This is a genomic window from Vibrio fujianensis (genome assembly GCF_002749895.1).
Classification (GTDB): Bacteria; Pseudomonadota; Gammaproteobacteria; order Enterobacterales; family Vibrionaceae; genus Vibrio; species Vibrio fujianensis.
This window is the reverse complement of sequence record NZ_NBUS01000041.1, coordinates 181,190-186,140: the sequence shown is the minus strand read 5'-3', so window position 1 is coordinate 186,140 and position 4,951 is coordinate 181,190. Positions and strand designations below refer to the sequence as shown.

4 protein-coding genes and 1 pseudogene are annotated in these 4,951 nt (G+C 41.9%); 3 read left to right on the top strand and 2 right to left on the bottom strand.

Annotation, left to right across the window (positions count from 1 at the left end):
* Positions 1 to 731, top strand: a 731-nt coding sequence (locus tag B7C60_RS18450) for an MlaD family protein (RefSeq protein WP_245868934.1), incomplete at its 5' end; no start/stop codon positions are given.
* A 95-nt stretch (positions 732 to 826) separates the two neighbouring features.
* On the top strand, positions 827 to 2,251 hold the full coding sequence (rsmF, locus tag B7C60_RS08120) for a 16S rRNA (cytosine(1407)-C(5))-methyltransferase RsmF (protein ID WP_099611215.1): 1,425 nt from the start codon (positions 827 to 829) through the stop codon (positions 2,249 to 2,251).
* A 189-nt stretch (positions 2,252 to 2,440) separates the two neighbouring features.
* Here the strand turns inward: rsmF and B7C60_RS08115 are convergent, their stop codons facing one another.
* Positions 2,441 to 3,274, bottom strand: a complete 834-nt coding sequence (locus B7C60_RS08115) for a CvfB family protein (RefSeq protein WP_099611214.1) — start codon at positions 3,272 to 3,274, stop codon at positions 2,441 to 2,443.
* A gap of 101 nt (positions 3,275 to 3,375) precedes the next feature.
* On the opposite strand from B7C60_RS08115, the gene B7C60_RS08110 reads away from it, so the two are divergent.
* Positions 3,376 to 4,725 carry a hypothetical protein gene (locus B7C60_RS08110; protein WP_099611213.1) on the top strand — a complete coding sequence of 450 codons (1,350 nt, stop codon included), beginning with the start codon at positions 3,376 to 3,378 and terminating at the stop codon, positions 4,723 to 4,725.
* Here the strand turns inward: B7C60_RS08110 and B7C60_RS18445 are convergent.
* Positions 4,722 to 4,951: pseudogene (locus B7C60_RS18445) on the bottom strand (DUF4442 domain-containing protein); the annotation flags it as partial. The gene B7C60_RS08110 and the pseudogene B7C60_RS18445 sit on opposite strands and share 4 nt — an antisense overlap.

Sequence of the window (4,951 nt, the reverse complement as noted above, 5' to 3'; positions counted from 1 at the left end):
AATTTGGTGAGTCGATAACGTTAATAGCAGCAACCAACCCAGGAATTAGCCAAGGAACGCCGATCAAATACCGAGGCGTTAAAATTGGTGAAGTGATGGCTGTTTCACCTAGCTTTACGGATAAAAGAGTGACAATTTCTGCACGAGTCCAACCGAAATATGCCTCTTTTATTACTCGCACCAATACCGCTTTTTGGGTCGCAGAGGTAAAAGTGGGTTTCAATGGAATTACCAATTTAGATAGCTTGCTCGTCAAAACCATTGAAGTTCAGCCCGGTAGTGGAAACAAGAGGCACACATTTACCTTAGCGACTCGCCCCTATCACCCCGAAGGCATTCAATTTACTCTACAAAGTGAAGAAAAAGGCTCTGTTTCGATCGATACACCAGTCAGTTATCGAGGCATGGAGGTGGGGAAAGTTATTGATATCCAACTGGGCTCTCTTGCTGATCGGGTGATCTCCACGATAGAAATCGCTCCGCAATATGCCTATCTGGTTCGTAAAAATACCGTGTTCTGGAATACCTCCGGCATGGATGTTTCTATCGGTTTATCTGGCGCTAATATTAAGTCAGGGACTTTTGATAGTTTGGTCCGCGGGGGTATCGCCTTTGCAACCCCAGATCATCAAACATTATTCGAGCCAGCACCACGAGGGCACACTTTCTACTTGCATCCACATGCACAAAAAGATTGGAAAAAATGGAAAACTGCCATTCCCAAACCATGACCATGAAAACCATGACCATGAATGGGTTGAAACTTCTCCTGTGACCGTGTTCAGTATATAATTATGGCCTTTAAATTTTCAAACGAGACTCCGTTTTGCATTCCAACGTTGCCCTACCCGAAGAATTTCTTACCACTATTGCCGAAATTCTTCCTCCCCATTTAAATCTGTCTGACTTTATTCAAGCCTGCCAAAGGCCGTTACGAAAAAGCATTCGAGTTAATACGTTGAAAATCACGGTGTCAGATTTTATGCAGCAGGCACAAAGTAAAGGCTGGCAATTAGACGCTATACCTTGGTGTGATTGCGGGTTTTGGATCACCGCTGATGAAAGTGAAGTTCCGCTTGGAAATACAGCAGAACATATGGCGGGATTGTTTTATATTCAAGAAGCCAGCTCAATGATGCCCGTTTCAGCCCTATTTATGCAGCAAACCGCAACGTTTGATGCGGTATTAGATATGGCTGCAGCGCCTGGTTCAAAAACGACTCAAATGGCGGCATTAATGGATAATCAAGGTGTATTAGTCGCCAATGAATATTCTGCCAGCCGGGTAAAAATTCTTCATGCTAACATTGAGCGTTGCGGAATAAGAAACGTTGCTTTAAGCAACTTTGATGGCCAAGTCTTTGGGGGATGGTTGCCAGAACAGTTTGATGCCGTTTTACTAGATGCCCCTTGTTCGGGAGAAGGAACCGTTCGTAAAGATCCTGATGCGATGAAAAATTGGAGTAAATCTTCAGTACTTTCTATTGCTTGTACCCAAAAAAGCTTAATTGAAAGTGCGTTTCAAGCATTAAAAGTGGGCGGTATCATGGTCTACTCTACTTGTACTTTAAGCCGCGAAGAAAACCAAGACATATGCTGGCATTTAAAGAAAACCTATGGTGATGCAGTGACTTTTGAACGGCTAGATTCGCTATTTGAACAAGCTTCTCATGCCATCACTGAAGAGGGATTTTTACATATATTTCCTCAAATATATGATTGTGAAGGTTTTTTTGTTGCTAGGATAAGAAAAAATGCTGCGGTACCTTCACCACAAGTGAAAAAGCGCTTAGGCCAATTTCCTTTTGAAAAGGCCAACGCTAAAATTTGTGCCGAAATAAATCAACAACTAAAAACGTCTTTAGGGATTACGCTCCCCAACGAAACCAGTCTCTGGTTACGAGATAATGATATTTGGCTATTCCCCACGGCATTAGAACCCATGCTAGGTGAACTCAGGTTTTCTCGCATGGGCATTAAAATCGCAGAGACTCATAAACATGGATACCGCTGGCAGCACCAACTAGCGACCACACTGGCAGTTGGCCATAATATCCATCGTATAGAACTAACAAAAGCACAAGCAAGGGAGTGGTTTATGGGCAGAGACATCCGCCCAGAGCAGAGTCAAAACCAAGGTGAAGTGATCGTCTCTTACCAAGGGCACGCGATCGGATTAGGTAAATGGGTCAGTAACCGAATTAAAAATGGACTTCCAAGAGAGCGAGTCAAGGATAAAAACTTATTTTAGTCCACGAGGCAATGCGATGGTGAAGCCAAGAAGCCAACCTGCATCCTGATCTTCAAAAAATGAACTATACTTGGGTTGTTATTCTCGAATAACGAAGAAGATATTCAGAGAGTAATGCTGTTCCCTTATGAACTAACTTCCCCTAAGGCCCAAAACCTTGAGTTTCGGGCCTTTTTTTATCATTAGACACTACACTAAGCGAATACCATCTTGTTCAATGATGATCTTACCTTGCTTAAATAAACTACCAATCGTTTTCTTAAACGTGCCTTTACTGGTGCGAAAGGTAGCAAAAATAGCTTCTGGAGATGATTTATCGCACAAAGGCAAAAATCCCCCCTTTTTCTCTAATATTTCTAGCACCTTTGAACTGAGCTCATCCATCTTTTCTACTCCGATCTTTTGTAAGGCAAGATCGATTTTACCGTCAGGACGAACCCCCTTGATGTACCCTTTAAGCTTTTTACCGATAAATAACTTTCCAAACACATCGGAAGGGAAAATCATTCCCCAGTGCGAACCATTGATAATTGCCTTATAGCCAAGTTCAGAACGCTCTGCGATCAAAAGCTCAACTTGTTGGTTACGAGTATAGTGGGCTGGCGTTTTATCCAGCCATTTATTAAATTTTGTGGTTCCAACTATCCGCCCTGAAGCTTTATCGATATAGACATAAACCAAAATCGTTTGTCCGACAGTAAAACGGGCGCGCTGCTCACTAAAAGGAACCAGTAGATCTTTATCTTTAATTCCCCAGCTCACAAAAACCCCAGTACTGTTAACGCTGACAACTTGCATTAACCCCCATTCACCCACTTGTGCAATCGGCATTTCTGTTGTCGCGGCCAGTTGGTTTTCTGAATCCAAAAATAAGAACACATCGATAAACTGCCCTAATTCAACCGCTTCTGGAATATATCGTTTAGGCAACAGTGTGGTACCAAACTCTCCCGCATCCAAAAAGACACCAAAGTCTGTTATCTTTACGACTTCTAAACTATTAATCTGGCCAATGTTAATCATGTAAAACGTCTCACAGCAAATTTGCAGAGATTATACGTGATCTCTGGTATGCTTTCTCCCTATTGTAAAGATAAAATTCAGTAATTTTTCAGGAGCTTTCGTTGATCATTGTAGATAAGCATGACGCGGTTACTTTAAAAATTTCAACCGAAATGTCAAAAAGTAAAAAACTGGATCTCGATGCTTATTTATTTATTCCAGGAGAACTCGGTTTAACACCGGAAGTGATGTCTGAATCTGAGTTTTTCTATAGCTCAATTCATCAAAAGCGTTCCTATTACAGCGATAAAATTCTGCTTCCTCTGGTACACAGTCGCTTGGCACAACGAGGCCGGCTTTCATCCACTCAATATCGTGTCAGCTTAAGTCTTTTTGCCTATCAATACGTGATCGCTTTAGATCGAGCGGTAAGTCAGCTCAACTCAAACAGTGACAACGTTACAGCAGATGAGGTCGATACTGTGATAGAGCTATCGCTTGATATCCTTAAACGTTTGAGACGTACCATTCCTTACGAAGAAAGCATCAAGCGTTATTACGCTAATATCGATAACTATCTTTCTTGGTATACTGAACAAAAGTTTCTTTCTATTATTGCTCATTTAACCCGCGACAGTGATTATAAAACCATCAAAGAGCGATTGATCACTTTAGTAGAAAAAGAACAAGCACACCGAGCACTCAATCATTACAACTCGCCGAAGGCTGATACGGATATCACGCGATTAAGCAATAAAATGCGTTTATTACGCCGCCTCATTGAGCATCCTATTATTCTCAATGAGAAAGTCACCTCCTTGGGCAATAATATGAAGCGAGCGGTTAAAGGCGTAGCCACCGGCTTAATTATGGTCATCGTGACCATTACTGCGGTGTCAGCTCGTGATTATTGGGGCGAAATTACCGCCTCTTTTATTATTGCCATGTCTTTCATTTATGCTTTACGCGAAATATTCAAAGATGATCTACGTGATATGCTTTGGCGCTGGATTCGTAAAGGTAAGCCTAAATGGCGTCGTCGTTACTTTGACCCGAGTACAGCGAAACAGGTAGGACAAAAAGATGAGTGGCTCGATTATCGAAACTTATCCACTTTACCGGAAAAAATTAAAAAACTAAGAAAGAAACGAGTGGTTCAACGAGAAGAACAAATTTTGCACTACTGCTCTAAGGTTGAAATGTCCACCTCGCGCTTTATGAGCGGTTATGAAGAAACTCGAGAATCAATGATGATCGACCTCAGGCCGATTACACGTTTAATGGATAAAGGTTCTAACCGAATTTATCGTCTTAATAACGGCCAAGTCAGCCGAGAGTCCGTTGAAAAACGCCATCTCATTAACTTAATCGTGCGAGAAGATGATCATCAACATCCTCCGGTTTATTACCGTTGGAAAATCGTTCTGAACCGAAGCAAAATTGTAGATATCGAATCAATAACATTAGACTAAGCTTTATTGCATTTTAGTGATAACGTCAGCCAGAACTCAGCCATTGGCTCATTGCCATGCAGCGACGGGCATGTGGCGATAATTTTTATCGCCTTATTTACTCGCTGTCCTGTTGCGATGGTTTGATCTAACATTTCATCAATCACTTTACCTTGATCGCAGTGAAAATGCACTGTAGCCTCAGGACGCCTAAAAAACTCCGCTTTGACCCCTTTAAACGCCAGTG

Excerpts from the sequence above, each read along its gene's own strand:
- B7C60_RS08115 (WP_099611214.1), bottom strand. The coding sequence starts at position 3,274 with ATGATTAACATTGGCCAGATTAATAGTTTAGAAGTCGTAAAGATAACA.